The organism is Gymnodinialimonas mytili, from assembly GCF_037544085.1.
Classification (GTDB): domain Bacteria; phylum Pseudomonadota; class Alphaproteobacteria; order Rhodobacterales; family Rhodobacteraceae; genus Gymnodinialimonas; species Gymnodinialimonas mytili.
In genome coordinates, this window is record NZ_JBBIFW010000001.1 from 1,804,867 (window position 1) to 1,820,040 (window position 15,174).

The window sequence follows — 15,174 nt, forward strand, 5'->3', positions numbered from 1 at the left end:
ATACCGGCGAACTTCCGCTGGAAATGGGGCGGGAATGTGCCCGGATTTAAGACAATCAGGGGCTTTTGGCGGATAAACGTCCGATTAACGCTGCGTCAGTACCAAAATAGTGCCCGGGATCAGGTCAAGCGCCCGTGGCAATGCTTGAACTTCTTGCCAGATCCGCATGGGCACGAATCATTGCGGCCGGGGTTGCCCCAGGTCGTTGGATCGTCTTCGATAAATCCATCGGCCGGTGCGCCCGCAGGCTCACCAGCCGCCGGGTTCGCAGGTTGTCCTTGCGCGGCCACGGCAGCTTGCTGTTGCTGTAATTGGCGCACCAATTGTTCCTGTTGTTCTGGCGTCAGCGGCTGGATGCGGTTCAGCTTCTCCGTCACGTCGGCCCGCAACCCGTCCAGCATTCCTTCGAACAATTGGAAGGCTTCGGTCTTGTATTCGTTCAGTGGATCGCGCTGGGCATATCCGCGGAAACCGACGACGGATCGCAGATGGTCCAGGGTCAGAAGATGTTCCTGCCATTTCTGGTCGATGGTCTGAAGCAGAAGCTGCTTTTCAATGTTGCGCATCTGCTCAGGCCCGAATTGCGCGGCTTTCGAGGCCATGTATTCGTCGCTCGCCCGTTCCAGACGCTCTTGCGCAACCTCTTGGTCAACGCCGTCTTCATCGGCCCATGTCTCAATCGGCAGGTCAATGCCCAGCATCTTTTGGGCGTCTGTCTTCAACGCCTCGACATCCCACTGGTCCGCATAGGAATTCGGCGGCATATGGGCGTCGATCATATCCTCGATGACCTGGTGGCGCATATCGCGCGCCACTTCGGCGATATCTTCGGCGCCCATGATGTCACGCCGCTGTCCGAACACGACCTTCCGCTGATCGTTCATCACATCGTCGAACTTCAAAAGCTGCTTACGGATATCGAAGTTGCGTCCTTCGACCTTGGCCTGTGCGCGTTCGAGTGATTTGTTCACCCAAGGGTGCACGATGGCCTCGCCTTCCTGCATGCCCAGCGTATTCAACATCTTGTCGAGCCGGTCCGATCCGAAGATCCGCATCAGGTCGTCTTCGAGGCTGAGGAAGAAGCTGGATTTGCCGGGATCCCCCTGACGGCCCGAGCGACCGCGCAGCTGGTTGTCGATCCGTCGACTTTCGTGGCGTTCGGTCGCCAGAACATAGAGTCCGCCTGCATCCTTAACAGCCTGTTCATCGGCCTCATGTTCAGACTCAATCCGTTCGCGGATCGCCTCGGGGTCCCCATCGGGATCGGCGGCGATGGCTTCCATGATCTTGAACTCGACGTTGCCGCCAAGTTTGATGTCGGTGCCGCGCCCGGCCATGTTCGTCGCGATGGTCACGGCGCCCAGCTTGCCCGCATCGGCGACAATCTGCGCTTCTTGTTCGTGTTGGCGGGCGTTCAGGATGTTGAAGGGCAGCCCGGCCTTCTTCAACATATCACCCAGCATCTCGGACTTTTCGATCGAGGTCGTGCCGACCAGAACTGGTTGGCCGCGCTTATGTGCATCGGCAATCGCCTCGACGATGGCTTCATATTTCTCCCGCGCGGTGCGGTAGACGGCGTCATCTTCATCGATCCGGGCGATTTCGCGATTGGTCGGGATCTCGACCACGCCAAGACCGTAGATCGACGCGAATTCCTCGGCCTCGGTGGCGGCGGTCCCGGTCATGCCGCCCAATTTATTGTAAAGCCGGAAGTAGTTTTGGAAGGTGACCGAGGCGAGCGTCACGTTTTCGGGCTGGATCTTGCAGCCTTCCTTGGCCTCGATGGCCTGGTGCAGACCTTCGGACAGACGCCGCCCGGGCATCATACGCCCGGTAAACTCATCGACCAGCACAACCTCGCCATCGCGGACGATGTATTCTTTATCCTTGTTGAACACCTTGTGTGCCCGCAGAGCGTTTGTGACGTGGTGCACAATCGTGGTGCTCTCCGGATCGTAGAGCGACTGGCCTTCGGGCAAAATCTCTTCGCGATGCAGCACCTCTTCCAGGAAATCGTTGCCTTCATCGGTGAAGGTCGCCTGCCGCGTCTTTTCATCCAGCGTGAAGTGATGGTCTTCGATAGAGGGGATCACCTTGTCGATGGTGATATACAATTCCGACCGATCTTGCGTGGGGCCGGAAATGATCAAAGGCGTCCGCGCCTCATCGATCAAGATCGAGTCGACCTCATCCACAATCGCGAAGTTGTGGCCGCGCTGGGCCATTTCGGCGATGGACCCGCGCATGTTGTCGCGCAGGTAATCGAACCCAAGCTCGTTATTCGTCGCATAGGTGACGTCGCAGGCATAAGCTTGCCGTTTTTCGTCATCCGGTTGGCGAGGATATACCACTCCGGTGGTCATTCCGAGCGCGGTGAAGACCTTGCCCATCCATTCGCTGTCGCGTTTGGCGAGGTAGTCGTTCACCGTCACCACATGCACACCTTCACCGGTCAGGGCATTCAAATAGGCGGGGAATGTCGCGACCAGCGTTTTGCCTTCGCCCGTTTTCATCTCGGCGATATTTCCCTGATGCAGAAACATCCCGCCGATCAACTGCACGTCAAAGGCCCGCAAACCCAAGGCACGCTTGGCGGCTTCGCGGCAATTGGCAAAGGCTTCTGGCAACAAATCGTCCAACGCTTCGCCGTTCTGGGCGCGGTTGCGGAACTCTGCCGTCTTGGCGACAATCTCGGTGTCGCTCAGCTTTTCGAAATCCGGCTCCAATGCGTTGATCTTGGCGATGATTGGGCGGGCGGCTTTCACCTTGCGGTCATTGGGCGAGCCAAAGACCTTTTTCGCAATACTTCCCAATCCGAGCATTCGTAATACCTCATTTCGGGCGCGGTCGCCTGCGCCTGCCGTCTCTGACCAATTCGTGTGGGTATCCGGGTTGTTCGGCCCTTCGCGGCGGTCTACATCTTTCGCCAACGGCCAAGGCCCCGACGTGAAACCCGTATGCGAGATAAGGGGCGGCCCGAGGATAGTCAACGTAAGGCGACCCTGCCCTCAAAGGCGATGTCGCCCCAGGTAAAGGAATTTCCCTATGAAGACGCTTTTTGCCTCCGTCGCGATGGCGGCCTGCCTTGCGGCGCCGGTTTATGCCGACGGTCACGCCAGCGGTGAAACGGTTTTGGCGACTGTGAATGGCGAAGACATCACGTTGGGCCATGTGGTCGCGATGCTGCAAATGCTGCCCGCGGAATATCAGCAGCTCCCCGATCAGGTTTTGTTTGACGGCATGTTGGAACAATTGGTGCAGCAGCAGGTTCTGGCCGATGCCGCCGATGACGATATCAGCCGTCAAGTCGAACTGGGTCTGGAAAACGAGCGTCGCGCCTTCCTGGCCGCTATGTATATGGATGAGGTCGCCTTGACCGAACTGCCCGAAGAAGAGGTGCAGGCGGCTTATGACGAACAATATGGTTCTGTTGAGCCCGAGCGGGAATTGAACGCAGCCCACATTCTGGTCGAGACCGAGGAAGAGGCCCTGGCCCTGATCGAGGAACTGGGTGAAGGCGCCGAATTTGCCGAGTTGGCCGCTGAGCATTCTACTGGCCCGTCGGGACCGAATGGTGGGGCGCTAGGTTGGTTTACGGCCGGCATGATGGTTCCTGAATTCGAAGAAGCCGTTTTCGCACTTGAGGTCGGTGAGGTCTCCTCCCCTGTTCAAACGCAATTCGGGTGGCACATCATCTTGCTGAACGATGCGCGTGAACAGCCCGCGCCAACGCTGGACGACGTCCGGGCCGAGTTGGAAGAGGCGCTGCGCCGCGAACGGGTGGACACACGTTTGGAAGAATTGACCCAAGCGGCTGAGATTGAGCGGCCCGAGGTTGACATCGACCCTACTCTGATCCGCAATTTGGACCTGATCGCCGAGTAATCGGCGCCGTAAGCTCAGGAGGGGGCTTTGGCCAAAGAAAAAGAAACGTCGAAAAAAACGGGCAAAGCCAAGAAAAAGGGCAAGGCGGAGAAATCCGCCAAGCCTACCAAAGCGGTGAAGGCTGAAAAGTCTGCAAAGACCGAAAAGGCCATCAAGCCTGAGAAATCCGGAAAGCCGGGCAAAGCCTCGAAAAAAGCCGCGAAGGCCAAGAAGGCGACCAAAGTGGCTGTGGCCACGGGCGGAGCATCCTATGCCGTGTCGCCTCTGGCGCCGGAAGGCTTCCCTGATCTTCCGATGATCGATGGCGTACGCTTTGCCTCGCAAGCCGTAGGTGTGCGCTACAAGAACCGTGCGGATGTGATGCTGGCTGAAATTGCGCCTGGCGCATCGCTGGCGGGTGTCTTCACCACCTCTGCCACCCGGTCGGCGAATGTGCTGGATTGTCAGGATAAGCTTTCGCGTCTGGGGGATGATCCCGGCGACGGGTTTGCGATCGTGGTGAATTCCGGCAATGCCAACACGTTTACTGGTCAGCGCGGTGTGACCGATGTTCAAGCGATTGCCCAGGCGACCGCAGATGCGCTGGATCTGCCGGTTGAACGGGTCTTTACCTCTGCCACCGGGGTCATTGGTGAGCCGTTGGATGCCAGCAAGATTACCGATGCGCTACCGGATATGGTCGAGGCGTTGAATGTAGCGGGCGCCGAGGCCGCCGCTCGGGCGATCATGACAACAGATACTTTTGCAAAGGGCGCTGTTGCGACCTGTGAGATAGGCGACGTGCCGGTGACGATCATGGGATTTGCCAAGGGTTCCGGCATGATCGCGCCAGATATGGCGACCATGCTGGGCTATATCTTCACCGACGCGGCTGTCACGCCGGACGGGCTGCAAATGATGTTGAGCGCGGCGACGAAGACCAGCTTCAATGCGGTGACCGTGGACAGCGACACATCGACTTCGGACACGGTGCTGATGGCGGCGACAGGCCGGGCGGGGAATGTGCCGCTTGCCTCAGGCCGCGCTGCAGAAGGCCGCGCGTTCATGGAGGCTTTGCAGAGTGTGATGATGGATCTCGCCCATCAGATCGTCCGTGACGGCGAGGGTGCAACCAAGTTTGTCGAAGTCCGCGTGACAGGTGCCAAATCCGCGCGCGATGCCGATAAGGTGGCGCGGTCCATCGCAAATTCGCCCTTGGTTAAAACCGCCATCGCAGGTGAAGATCCCAATTGGGGGCGCATCGTTATGGCAGTGGGTAAATCCGGTGCCGTGGCAGATCGGGACCGGCTGACCATCCGCTTCGGAGATCTGATCGTGGCGGAGAATGGTTGGATCAGCCCTGATTATGTCGAGGCCGATGCCGCCGCCTACATGAAAGGCCAAGAGCTGTTGGTGGATGTCGATATGGGCTTGGGCAATGGCCGCGCAACGGTTTGGACCTGCGATTTGACCCATGGCTATGTCGATATCAACGCCGATTACCGATCATGAATGACGTGAAGGTGGTGCTGGTTTCCGCGGTGGCGTTGATCGACCGAGACAATCGCGTGCTGTTGGCGCAACGGCCCAAGGGCAAGAGCATGGCAGGCCTTTGGGAGTTTCCCGGCGGCAAGGTCGAGCCGGGTGAAACGCCCGAGCATGCTTTGATCCGCGAGCTGCAGGAAGAACTGGGCATTGATACCTGGTCAAGCTGCCTCGCACCGCTGACATTTGCCAGCCACAGCTACGAATCATTTCATTTGCTAATGCCACTCTTTGCTTGCCGAAAGTGGGACGGCATCCCGCAATCTAAAGAGGGACAGTCCCTAAAATGGGTCGCTGCGTCTCAATTACGCGACTATCCGATGCCAGAGGCGGACATTCCGCTAATTCCGATCCTGCGGGACTGGCTTTAATTATGACATAAATCCAACAGCACGCATGATTCCGTAACATTTTTTCAATTGCGTGTAATTTTCTTAGTGATTTCTTAACGCGTTCGCGCGAGCTTATTCGCAGGGAGACACATCGGGGGGCTTCGCCATGTTGGCAACTGTAGTCATTGGGACTTGCGTATCCGTTCAGGGATACTTCGTGGGCCGGCTCGCAAACGGGTTCATCACCGTTCGCGTGGGTGACAAGTTATTTACCGGGCGTCCGGTAAGCGTACCGGCCTCCGCCTAACAATCCCAATAAGACCACACTCATGGACAGGCCGCGCCCGGGTAAACTCGGCGCGGCTTTTTAGAGTTGGAGGTTGTGTTTCCTAGCTTAGCCAGCCGCGCAGGTTCTCTTCCACGACGGTCGCCAACGCAGTCATGTGCGCGTCGTCGTCGTTCAGGCACGGGATATAGGTAAAACTCTCCCCCCCTGCCTCCTCGAAGCTCTCTTTGATCTCTTCGTTGATCTCTTCGAGCGTTTCAATGCAATCGGCTGAAAAGGCGGGTGCACAGACCGCGATACGTTTTTTGCCTTGCTCCGCGAGGCGCGCGACCTCTTCCACCGTGTAAGGCTGTAGCCATTCCTCAGGCCCAAAGCGGCTTTGGAAGGTGGTGACAATATCGCTATCGCCCCAGCCAAGCCGTTCTTTCAACAGGCGAGAGGTTTTCTGGCACTGACAATGGTAGGGGTCGCCTTCCATCAAGTAGCGCTTTGGCACGCCATGATAGCTGGCGACCAATACGTCGGGCTTCTGTTCCAATGCGCCATAGGCACGCTCGACTGACTTGGCGAGCGCATCAATGTAAAGCGGATGCTCGTAATACGGTTCGACCGTGCGGACCTGGGGCTGCCACTTGATGTTCTCAAGTGACCGAAAAAACTGATCACAGGCGGTCGCTGAGGTAGCGCCCGCATATTGCGGATAGAGCGGGAAGAAGAGGATTTTGGTACAGCCCTGCGCAACCAACTCGTCCACCTTGGACTTCGTCGACGGGTTGCCGTATCGCATACAGAAATCGACGATCACATCATCGCCATACCGCTTGGCCATCATGGCCTTCATCTTTGCGGTTTGATCCTTGGTGATTGTCATTAGCGGGCTCTCCCCCGCTTCTTCATTCCATATCGACTTATACGCGGCGCCTGAGCTGAAAGGCCGTTTGGACAGGATGATCAACTGCAACAGAGGCTGCCAAATCCATGGGCTATAATCGATCACCCGCCGATCGCTGAGAAATTCATTCAGGTAGCGCCGCATCGACCAGTAGTCATAATGGTCAGGCGTACCGAGATTGGCCAGCAGAATGCCCACCTTGCCCATTTTCACCTTCGGGTGGTCGGCGGGCGCATGGGCCAGGGCGTGCTGTGGTGTGGCTTGCATCATATTCATCGGGCTATTGGCCTTTGTCATCGGATCGGTCATGGACCGGATTGGCAGTCTCGTCAAACGAAGCGCCCGTGGGCGCGATGTATTCGGTCACCTTCAGCGCATCGGCCAAACGGGTTGTTGCGGCGCCGGGGCGCAGCGGTTTTTGCTGGCTTTCATGGGGTGACCAACCTGTAAGGAATACGAGCTCAAACGTCGCTTGGATGCGATTTTCTTCAGCCGGGTAGGCCTCGGCGTAAATCGCCGCCATTTCCAAGAACAGCGCGCGGGGCGGAATGGCGCGATGTCGCGCGATCAGAGCATTGGTTTCACCCATCGCGCGCAGGTCATGAATCAAAGCGATGGCATTGCGGTAGGTCACTGTTTTCCGGAGGGAATCCGCCACAGGAAGAGACAGGCCAGCGCGTTGCAATAGCCCGCCCATGTCTCGGATTTCAGCCATCGGCGCCACCCGGGGGCTGAGTCCGCCCATGATCTGAGTTTCGGCTTGCCCAAGGGCGGCGCGCAGTTCATGCAGCGTCTCTCCCCCAAAGCTGACGCCCAAAAACAGCCCGTCCGGCCGCAGGGCGCGCTGGCATTGCACGATCTGTCCGATCGGATCATCCGCCCAATGCAGCGCCATGGCGTGGATCACTAAATCATGCGCGCCAGCTTCCAGGTCCAGCACCTCTCCGCTTGCCACAATCCGCGCATCTGGCAGGAATTCGCGCCAGATTTTCGGAAAAGCTGTCACAATCGCGGGTGACGTAAACCTTCTGTTAACGTCGATGAGCCTCTCATGAAGCTCACTCATGGCCTCATCGTGGAGGAACCGCGCGGCCCCGATATCGGCTCTACGCCGATGTGCACTCAGCGCTGTTGGGTCCGTTAATTGCGGGGTCTCAGACGGGAGGCGCATCGGGGCTGGGTTCCAGTTGCGTGACCCGACAAAACTTAGGAGGCGATCGTGGGATTGCAAACCGTCCTTCAAGCCGTCTTTCCGCCGGAGTGCCTGCAATGCGGCGCCCGGGTGGAAGACGCCTTCGCGATATGCGGCGCCTGTTGGGCCGAAACGCCGTTTATCCTTGGGTCTGCCTGCGATATTTGCGGCACCGGATTGCCCGGCCAGACGTCTGATCGCCCCGGCGAGGTGCTGATCTGCGACGAATGCACGCAAACGCCCCGCCCTTGGGATCGTGGGCGCGCCGTGATGGGCTACAGCAACATCGGCCGATCCATGGTGCTGGCGATGAAACACGGTGATCGCGCCGATATTGCCCGCGCCGCGGGACCTTGGTTGGCGCGGGCGGCTGTGGACCTGATCGACGATGATCCATTGCTTGTACCGATCCCGCTACACTGGTCGCGCCTGGCCAAGCGGCGGTTCAACCAGGCCGCACTGCTCGCCCAATCCTTTGCACGCCATGCTGGGCTCGACTGGGATCCGATGCCGTTGCGCCGTATTCGGGCCACTCCCAGCCAAGAGGGGCGCGATCGCGACGCACGCTACCGCAATGTCACCGATGCCATTGCTGCAGACCCGAAACGCAGTGTCGTCTTGCAGGGACGCCGCATCATTTTGATCGACGATGTGATGACCTCCGGTGCCACATTCGCCGCAGCGACCGAAGCGTGCTATGCGGCCGGTGCCGAAAAAGTGTCCGTTCTGGCCTTGGCGCGGGTAGGTATGGATACCTAGATTGCGAGCTTGTGAGATAATTGGGGCGCTACCATGCCAAATATTGAGATCTACACCTCTCCGCTTTGCGGATTTTGCCACGCGGCCAAACGCTTGTTGCAGCAAAAAGGTCTGAGTTACGCAGAAATCGATGTCGCGGCTGATCCGGCCAAACGCCAGGAGATGATGGGCCGTGCCGGTGGACGTCATACCGTGCCGCAAATCTTCATCGGTGATCGTCATGTGGGTGGCTACGATGATCTCGCCGGGCTGGAGCGTGACGGAAAGCTTGACCCAATGCTCGCGGCAGACTGACCCCGTATACCTGTTTACCCTTGCGTCATGCCGCGCCGCAGCGCTTTATGCGGCCCATGTCCGAGACTGATGATCCCCTTTCGGTGGCCCTGTTCAGCGAAGTCTTCATGGTTGATCAATTGGCCCGTGCACGCCTGTCCAAGGCGTTGCCGAAAGGTATGGAGTTGAGCCATTTCAGCGTTCTGAATCATCTCAGCCGAGTGAACGAAGAAAAGACGCCTGCGCAATTGGCGCGGGCGTTTCATCTGACGCGCGGGGCGATGACCAACACGCTCAACCGTTTGGAATGGGCCGGCCACATCCATGTTCGGCCTGACTGGGACGACGCGCGTCGCAAGCTCATTTCGATCAGCCCGGCCGGGCGGCGCGCCCGCGACGCTGCAATCTCTGCAATTGCGCCGATCCTGTCCGACACGGTGGGTGAGGTGGGCGCCGACAAAGTCCGCGCTACCCTGCCCGTTTTGCGCGAAATGCGCCGCAAGCTGGAAGGCGAAGGCTAGCGTTTCACCGACGCCGTCACGTAGTTCACGCTTAGGTCCCGGTCGCTCAGGCACCAAGTCCACGTAACCGGATTGAACACAAAGCCCTTTCGGTCGACCGGGTCGAGCCCCGCATTCCGAAGCAAATCGAAGAGCTCGTCCGGCGTGATGAATTTCGACCATTCATGGGTGCCTTTGGGCAGCCACCGCATTACGTGCTCCGCACCAATAATGGCCATCAAATAGCTTTTGGGGTTTCGGTTCAGCGTTGAACACACCATCAGCCCGCCGGATTTCAACAGCTGTTGGCAGGCGGTCAGATAGGCCAACGGATCGGCCACGTGTTCCACGACCTCCATATTCAGCACGACGTCGAATTGCTCACCATCTGCGGCCATCGCTTCGGCCGTGGTGTGTCGATAGTCGATCTCTAAGCCCGATTGTTCTGCATGGACTTGCGCCACGGGAATGTTGCGTTCGGCGGCATCGGCGCCCACAACCTCTGCGCCCAATCGCGCCATCGGTTCGGCCAAAAGTCCGCCACCACAGCCGATATCCAGCATTCGCAATCCCGAAAACGGGGCCTCGGTCTTCAGATCACGCCCAAATTCCGCGGCGATTTGGCTTGTGATGTAGTCCAACCGTGTCGGATTGAGCATATGCAACGGCTTGAATTTGCCGTTCGGATCCCACCATTCGGCGGCCATCGCTTGGAATTTTTCGATTTCGGTGTCATCGACTGTGGTCTGAGGTGCGGTGCTCATAGACATGCCCCTAACTTATTGCCATCGTTCGTCTGCCCTTTTCCGGCGCAACGCTCTATATAGGACGCGTATGGATAAGTTCTCCGGCCAAAAGCGCGCAGCTTCGCATTTGTTTCCGCCGATCGACCCGTTCGATCAGCGCATGTTAGATGTGGGCGACGGGCATAATATTTATGTTGAGCAATGCGGCAATCCCCGTGGCGCGCCTGTGGTGGTTTTGCATGGCGGTCCCGGCGGCGGGTGCAGCCCTGCGATGCGGCGCTACTTCGATCCCGAGCTTTGGCGCGTCGTTCTGTTTGATCAGCGCGGGTGCGGACGGTCGCGGCCCCATGCCTCGACCCGGGCCAATACGACTTGGCATCTGGTCTCGGATATCGAGAAGATCCGCGCGACCTTGGGCATAGACCGCTGGGCCGTCTTCGGCGGGTCTTGGGGCGCTACGCTGGGCTTGATCTATGCCGAAACGCACCCAGACCAGGTCGCCTATCTGGCGTTGCGTGGTGTGTTTCTATCGATGCAGCGCGAGCTGGATTGGTTCTATGGCGGCGGCGCAGGTCAGTTCTGGCCCGATCAATGGGCCCGGTTTGTGAACCTGGTGCCGGATGACGAACGCGATGATCTGATCGCGGCATATAATCGCCGCCTGTTTTCTGGCGACCTTATGGTAGAGACGCGATTTGCGCGCGCATGGGCCGCTTGGGAAAATGCTCTGGCGTCAATGGAAAGCGACGGCCATGGCGGCGAAAGCCCTGCCGATTATGCGCGTGCCTTTGCACGGTTGGAAAACCACTACTTCGCGAACAAGGGCTTCTTGGAGGAAGACGGACAGATCCTGCGCGACGTGCATCGGATTGCACATATCCCCGGCACCATCGTGCAAGGCCGATATGATATGATCTGCCCACCCCTTTCCGCCAGTACCCTCGCGGCAAAATGGTCTGCCGGGCGCCTGCACATGGTGCGCAGCGCTGGCCACGCGCTCAGTGAACCGGGGATCAGCCAAGAGCTTGTGCGCGTGATGAAAGGCGTCGTTGAAAAGCGCCTGAAATACGGGCTTTAGCGGCAATAAGTTCGGGCTTAGACCCTGAGCGGAGGCTTGGCCAAAAGATCGCTTGGCCAAGCATGTGTTTGGGGTAGGACAGAGCTTAACCGGCAGCTTCCAGTGCGGCGGTCAGAAGCGCGCTCATATCGCTAAAGTTCATATTGCCGTGCAGTTCACCATTGATCACGAAAGCCGGAGTGCCGGGTATATCGTGTTCTTCGATATTCGCCTCATAAGTCGCGATCAGCGCTTGAGCCATCGCAGCGTCGGTCATACACGCGTCCAATTCTTCGTTGCTCAACCCGGCAGTGCGTCCGATCCGGCGCAGGTTTTCGGCCACGTCCGCTGGAGAGCCCTGCGTCCATTCCGATTGCTGCGCATAGATCAGATCAACGATCCCGAAATACCGCAACGGCCCGGCGCAGCGCGCCATCATTCCGGCCCACAGGCCATAGCGATCAAAGTAGACCTCACGATAGACAAAGTTGATCAGACCAGGCTCGATGAACTCGGCTTCCAACTGGGGTAACACGTTTTGGTGGAACGTCCGGCAATGGGGGCAGGTGAAGCTGGCATATTCGATGAGCGTGACGGCGGCGTCGGGGTTGCCTTTGGTCATCTCAACGACTTCTGGCAAATCCTCTGCGGCCACCTCCTGCGCGCTGGCGGCGCCAAACGGGGTCAGCTGCGACTGCGCGGTGTCGGTTGCGGCGGGCTGACGCCCATCCCACAGCAGATAGGCACCCGCGCCGAGAATGCCTGTGGCGCCTCCCATCAGCATCGCTCTGCGGTGCATTGTCATGTCTTCACCTCTCAGATTTTGAAATTACGTTGCCCGCCAGCTTGGCCAGAGCATCACGCAGGGCAGGATCTTGTATGCCATCCAGCCCTTCGGTGGCCTTCGCCAGACGTTTTGGATCCGGTTTGGCGGGGGCTTTGGGTGTTGCACGTGCGAAGGCGACCTGTCCGTCGGCGAAACCGGTCGGAGCGCTCTGTGTCACCTGCACGTCCTTGATTGCGGAATAGCCATAGCAGGCATTCACCCGCGTCACGATCGCGTCCTTCTGCATCGCAAGAAGAGGCGCTTGTGCCCCGGTTGTCAGCAGGATCAGCGTGCCGCCTATACCGCGCCCGTATTTCACCTTCACCGGAACGGCGGCTTCTGCAATCTCGGGGCCGACGATCTCGGCCCAATGGGTTAGCAGCTTGGTTTCTGCGAAACCGCGTTTTTCGGCCGGGCTGCGCAGCTCGCGTCCGACAAGCGTCACGGCACGCTCAAATCCCCGCATCCGGCGGGGCGTTGGATAGGCCTTCGATGTGCCACCTTTAGGCGCCATGACTTGATCCTTTCGTCCGCCGCACTCTATGCGTTCCTGAGGCGTCAACCAATAACAAGCCGCCGGAGGATGATAACGGGTGCGTGAACAGGCAATCGGAGCTGAGATTTTGGATTGGTATGACGCGAACGCGCGGATTTTGCCATGGCGCATCGCGCCGGGTGACCGTTTGGCGGGCATCGCGCCTGATCCATACCGCGTTTGGTTAAGCGAAATCATGCTTCAGCAGACAACTGTTGCAGCGGTAAAGGAGTATTTTCTGCACTTTACGACGCTTTGGCCTTCGGTGACGGATCTGGCGGCGGCCGAGGATGCCGCTGTGATGGGCGAATGGGCGGGCCTGGGCTATTATGCGCGGGCGCGAAACCTTCTGAAATGTGCCCGTGCGGTGGTGGCTGAGCATGGCGGGCGATTCCCTACCACGGAGGCAGAGTTACTCACGCTACCGGGGATCGGCCCCTATACTGCTGCGGCAATCGCTTCGATTGCGTTCGATCGGCCAGCCCCAGTGATGGATGGCAATATTGAACGGGTCATGTCGCGTCTTTTTGCGGTGGAAGAGCCTTTGCCGACGTCGAAGCCAGTATTGAAGGCGCACGCCGAACGGCTCACGCCGCAGGGACGGCCGGGGGATCACGCGCAGGCTTTGATGGACCTGGGCGCCACGATCTGCACACCGAAAAACCCGGCTTGTGGGATTTGTCCGGTGATGCGGAATTGCGCGGCTCGCGCCCAAGGGATCGCCGCGGACTTACCGCGGAAGCTGCCGAAAAAGGCCAAGCCTACGCGATTGGGCTACGTCTATCTTGCGCAGCGAGCCGATGGTGCGGTCTTGCTGGAGACCCGGCCCGACAAGGGATTGCTGGGGGGCATGCTGGCCTTCCCGACCTCCGATTGGTCCGAGTTCCCGACTGAAGCGCCGCCGCTTGAGGCCGCGTGGGAAGATCCAAGCGCAGAGGTTCGGCACACCTTCACGCATTTCCATCTGCGGTTGGCGTTGCGGGTTGCACAAGTCGGTGCCGAGGTTCAGCCAAGTCGGGGGGTCTTCGTGGTGCGCGATCAATTCAAGCCCTCCGCCCTGCCGACGCTCATGCGCAAAGCTTATGATCTGGGTCGTGGGACGCTGGGTCACAATTGATCTTATCGGGGAGTTGGGCGAGCATTTCAGTGGAGGAGAGGCTCATCATGATCCCTGCAGACACGCTCGCGAAGTTTCACCGCGCGCTGCCGTTTTGGCTGTGCCTCATGCTGATCCCAGTGGTTTGGATCGCGGCCGCATTGGGGGGATGGTGGCTGCTACTGGTTCCTGCCAGCACGTGGTGGCTGTTTTCCGTTCTGGATCAGATCGCTGGGTTGGAGACCCAAAATGCCGACCCGACGACACCGGATGATCAGCTGTTCTGGTACCGGCTGATCACGCTCATCTGGCCGCCATTGCAATTCATCACACTGTTCGGTGTGATCTGGTATGCATCGCGGGCGGAGCATCTGGGCAGCTGGGAACTGGCCGGCCTGGCTTTCGGGTTGGGCGTGATGAGCGGGACGATTGGGATCACCTATTCCCACGAATTGATGCACCAGCGTCCGAAGCTGGAACGGTGGCTGGCGGATGTCTTGCTGGCCATGGTGCTGTATTCGCATTTTCGGTCCGAGCATTTGTTGGTCCATCACCGCTATGTCGGCACGCCGCGTGACCCGGTGACCGCGCGCTACAATGAAGGATTCCATCGCTTTTTTCTACGCGTGTTGCGCGGCAGCTGGGTGTCGGCCTTTGCGGCGGAGAAGGCGATGCTGGCGCGCAAAAGCCTACCTTGGTGGGATAGGTCAAATCCCTTTTGGCGCTATTGGGCGCTGCAAGCGGGCTTCTTGGGCTTGGCAGCTCTGATTGGCGGCTGGGTCGGGGTTGCGATGTTTCTAGGCCAGGCGGCAACGGCAATCTGGCAATTGGAGTTGACCAACTACATCGAGCATTATGGGCTTACGCGGAAATATCTAGGTGACGGGAAGTACGAACACGTGCAGCCGCGCCATTCCTGGAATTCCGCCCAGAAGGCGTCGAATTGGCTGCTGATCAATCTCGCCCGTCACTCGGATCATCACTACAAACCGGATCGCCGGTTTCCACTTTTGCAAACCTATACCGAGGCTGATGCGCCGCAATTTCCATACGGCTATCCGGTGATGACCGCGGTTGCGATGGTTCCGCCCCTCTGGCGCCGTGTGATGAACCCCCGGGTGCGGCGATGGCGCGCGATGTACTATCCGGAGGTCACGGATTGGCAGGCCTACAATAAGGCATTGCACCCTCTGCCGCGTTAGTTCGGCTCAGGGATTGCGCCCGCTTTGCGGTCGCTCGGGCGAGGGGCCAGCCCCTCGCGCTCCCCGGGA

The 15,174-nt window shown here is 59.0% G+C and carries 15 protein-coding genes; 9 read left to right on the plus strand and 6 right to left on the minus strand.

What is annotated here, in order from left to right; all coding sequences use genetic code 11:
• Positions 1 to 119: 119 nt before the first annotated feature.
• Positions 120 to 2,822 (minus strand): preprotein translocase subunit SecA, encoded by a 2,703-nt coding sequence (secA, locus tag V8J82_RS08925; protein WP_339974312.1) that lies wholly within the window; start codon positions 2,820 to 2,822, stop codon positions 120 to 122.
• Positions 2,823 to 3,045: 223 nt separating this feature from the next.
• Here secA and V8J82_RS08930 point away from each other — a divergent pair, with 223 nt between their 5' ends.
• The 3 genes from V8J82_RS08930 (at position 3,046) to mutT (ending at position 5,780) form a co-directional block, all read left to right on the plus strand.
• The gene (locus V8J82_RS08930; protein ID WP_339974313.1) at positions 3,046 to 3,885 is read left to right on the plus strand and encodes a peptidylprolyl isomerase; all 840 of its coding nucleotides are present in this window, start codon (positions 3,046 to 3,048) and stop codon (positions 3,883 to 3,885) included.
• Between the two features lie 294 nt (positions 3,886 to 4,179).
• Positions 4,180 to 5,376 carry a bifunctional glutamate N-acetyltransferase/amino-acid acetyltransferase ArgJ gene (gene argJ / locus V8J82_RS08935; protein ID WP_339974571.1) on the plus strand — a complete coding sequence of 399 codons (1,197 nt, stop codon included), beginning with the start codon at positions 4,180 to 4,182 and terminating at the stop codon, positions 5,374 to 5,376.
• A 5-nt stretch (positions 5,377 to 5,381) separates the two neighbouring features.
• Positions 5,382 to 5,780: an 8-oxo-dGTP diphosphatase MutT gene (gene mutT, locus V8J82_RS08940; RefSeq protein ID WP_339974573.1), complete on the plus strand. Its 399-nt coding sequence runs from the start codon at positions 5,382 to 5,384 to the stop codon at positions 5,778 to 5,780.
• 350 nt (positions 5,781 to 6,130) lie between these two features.
• On the opposite strand, the gene hemH is transcribed toward mutT, so the two are convergent.
• Positions 6,131 to 7,216 carry a ferrochelatase gene (hemH, locus tag V8J82_RS08945; RefSeq protein WP_339974314.1) on the minus strand — a complete coding sequence of 362 codons (1,086 nt, stop codon included), beginning with the start codon at positions 7,214 to 7,216 and terminating at the stop codon, positions 6,131 to 6,133.
• Positions 7,200 to 8,090: a methyltransferase domain-containing protein gene (locus tag V8J82_RS08950; RefSeq protein WP_339974315.1), complete on the minus strand. Its 891-nt coding sequence runs from the start codon at positions 8,088 to 8,090 to the stop codon at positions 7,200 to 7,202. The genes hemH and V8J82_RS08950 overlap by 17 nt, the downstream gene beginning before the upstream one ends.
• A 48-nt stretch (positions 8,091 to 8,138) precedes the next feature.
• Between V8J82_RS08950 and V8J82_RS08955 the strand changes: the two genes are divergently transcribed.
• From V8J82_RS08955 to V8J82_RS08965, 3 genes are read left to right on the plus strand one after another with little or no spacing between them, the layout of a single operon-like run.
• Positions 8,139 to 8,870, plus strand: a complete 732-nt coding sequence (locus V8J82_RS08955; RefSeq protein ID WP_339974317.1) for a ComF family protein — start codon at positions 8,139 to 8,141, stop codon at positions 8,868 to 8,870.
• 33 nt (positions 8,871 to 8,903) lie between these two features.
• On the plus strand, positions 8,904 to 9,164 hold the full coding sequence (gene grxC / locus V8J82_RS08960; RefSeq protein WP_339974319.1) for a glutaredoxin 3: 261 nt from the start codon (positions 8,904 to 8,906) through the stop codon (positions 9,162 to 9,164).
• Positions 9,165 to 9,220: 56 nt separating this feature from the next.
• Positions 9,221 to 9,664: a MarR family winged helix-turn-helix transcriptional regulator gene (locus V8J82_RS08965; RefSeq protein WP_339974321.1), complete on the plus strand. Its 444-nt coding sequence runs from the start codon at positions 9,221 to 9,223 to the stop codon at positions 9,662 to 9,664.
• Here the strand turns inward: V8J82_RS08965 and ubiG are convergent.
• Positions 9,661 to 10,407 (minus strand): bifunctional 2-polyprenyl-6-hydroxyphenol methylase/3-demethylubiquinol 3-O-methyltransferase UbiG, encoded by a 747-nt coding sequence (gene ubiG, locus V8J82_RS08970; protein ID WP_339974323.1) that lies wholly within the window; start codon positions 10,405 to 10,407, stop codon positions 9,661 to 9,663. The two genes, V8J82_RS08965 and ubiG, sit on opposite strands and share 4 nt — an antisense overlap.
• A gap of 70 nt (positions 10,408 to 10,477) precedes the next feature.
• Between ubiG and pip the strand changes: the two genes are divergently transcribed.
• On the plus strand, positions 10,478 to 11,467 hold the full coding sequence (pip, locus tag V8J82_RS08975) for a prolyl aminopeptidase (protein ID WP_339974324.1): 990 nt from the start codon (positions 10,478 to 10,480) through the stop codon (positions 11,465 to 11,467).
• 85 nt (positions 11,468 to 11,552) lie between these two features.
• On the opposite strand, the gene V8J82_RS08980 is transcribed toward pip, so the two are convergent.
• Positions 11,553 to 12,251 (minus strand): DsbA family protein, encoded by a 699-nt coding sequence (locus V8J82_RS08980; protein ID WP_339974327.1) that lies wholly within the window; start codon positions 12,249 to 12,251, stop codon positions 11,553 to 11,555.
• A gap of 4 nt (positions 12,252 to 12,255) precedes the next feature.
• The gene (locus V8J82_RS08985; RefSeq protein ID WP_339974328.1) at positions 12,256 to 12,786 is read right to left on the minus strand and encodes a DUF721 domain-containing protein; all 531 of its coding nucleotides are present in this window, start codon (positions 12,784 to 12,786) and stop codon (positions 12,256 to 12,258) included.
• Between the two features lie 79 nt (positions 12,787 to 12,865).
• On the opposite strand from V8J82_RS08985, the gene mutY reads away from it, so the two are divergent.
• Together mutY and V8J82_RS08995 are read left to right on the plus strand one after the other, a co-directional pair.
• Positions 12,866 to 13,924 (plus strand): A/G-specific adenine glycosylase, encoded by a 1,059-nt coding sequence (mutY, locus tag V8J82_RS08990; RefSeq protein ID WP_339974330.1) that lies wholly within the window; start codon positions 12,866 to 12,868, stop codon positions 13,922 to 13,924.
• A gap of 47 nt (positions 13,925 to 13,971) precedes the next feature.
• On the plus strand, positions 13,972 to 15,105 hold the full coding sequence (locus V8J82_RS08995) for an alkane 1-monooxygenase (protein ID WP_339974332.1): 1,134 nt from the start codon (positions 13,972 to 13,974) through the stop codon (positions 15,103 to 15,105).
• Positions 15,106 to 15,174: the final 69 nt, after the last annotated feature.

Excerpts from the sequence above, each read along its gene's own strand:
- hemH (WP_339974314.1), bottom strand. The coding sequence starts at position 7,216 with ATGACAAAGGCCAATAGCCCGATGAATATGATGCAAGCCACACCACAG.
- grxC (WP_339974319.1), top strand. The coding sequence starts at position 8,904 with ATGCCAAATATTGAGATCTACACCTCTCCGCTTTGCGGATTTTGCCAC.
- pip (WP_339974324.1), top strand. The coding sequence starts at position 10,478 with ATGGATAAGTTCTCCGGCCAAAAGCGCGCAGCTTCGCATTTGTTTCCG.
- secA (WP_339974312.1), bottom strand. The coding sequence starts at position 2,822 with ATGCTCGGATTGGGAAGTATTGCGAAAAAGGTCTTTGGCTCGCCCAAT.
- V8J82_RS08980 (WP_339974327.1), bottom strand. The coding sequence starts at position 12,251 with ATGACAATGCACCGCAGAGCGATGCTGATGGGAGGCGCCACAGGCATT.
- ubiG (WP_339974323.1), bottom strand. The coding sequence starts at position 10,407 with ATGAGCACCGCACCTCAGACCACAGTCGATGACACCGAAATCGAAAAA.
- V8J82_RS08950 (WP_339974315.1), bottom strand. The coding sequence starts at position 8,090 with ATGCGCCTCCCGTCTGAGACCCCGCAATTAACGGACCCAACAGCGCTG.
- V8J82_RS08995 (WP_339974332.1), top strand. The coding sequence starts at position 13,972 with ATGATCCCTGCAGACACGCTCGCGAAGTTTCACCGCGCGCTGCCGTTT.
- V8J82_RS08930 (WP_339974313.1), top strand. The coding sequence starts at position 3,046 with ATGAAGACGCTTTTTGCCTCCGTCGCGATGGCGGCCTGCCTTGCGGCG.
- argJ (WP_339974571.1), top strand. The coding sequence starts at position 4,180 with ATGATCGATGGCGTACGCTTTGCCTCGCAAGCCGTAGGTGTGCGCTAC.
- V8J82_RS08965 (WP_339974321.1), top strand. The coding sequence starts at position 9,221 with ATGTCCGAGACTGATGATCCCCTTTCGGTGGCCCTGTTCAGCGAAGTC.
- V8J82_RS08985 (WP_339974328.1), bottom strand. The coding sequence starts at position 12,786 with ATGGCGCCTAAAGGTGGCACATCGAAGGCCTATCCAACGCCCCGCCGG.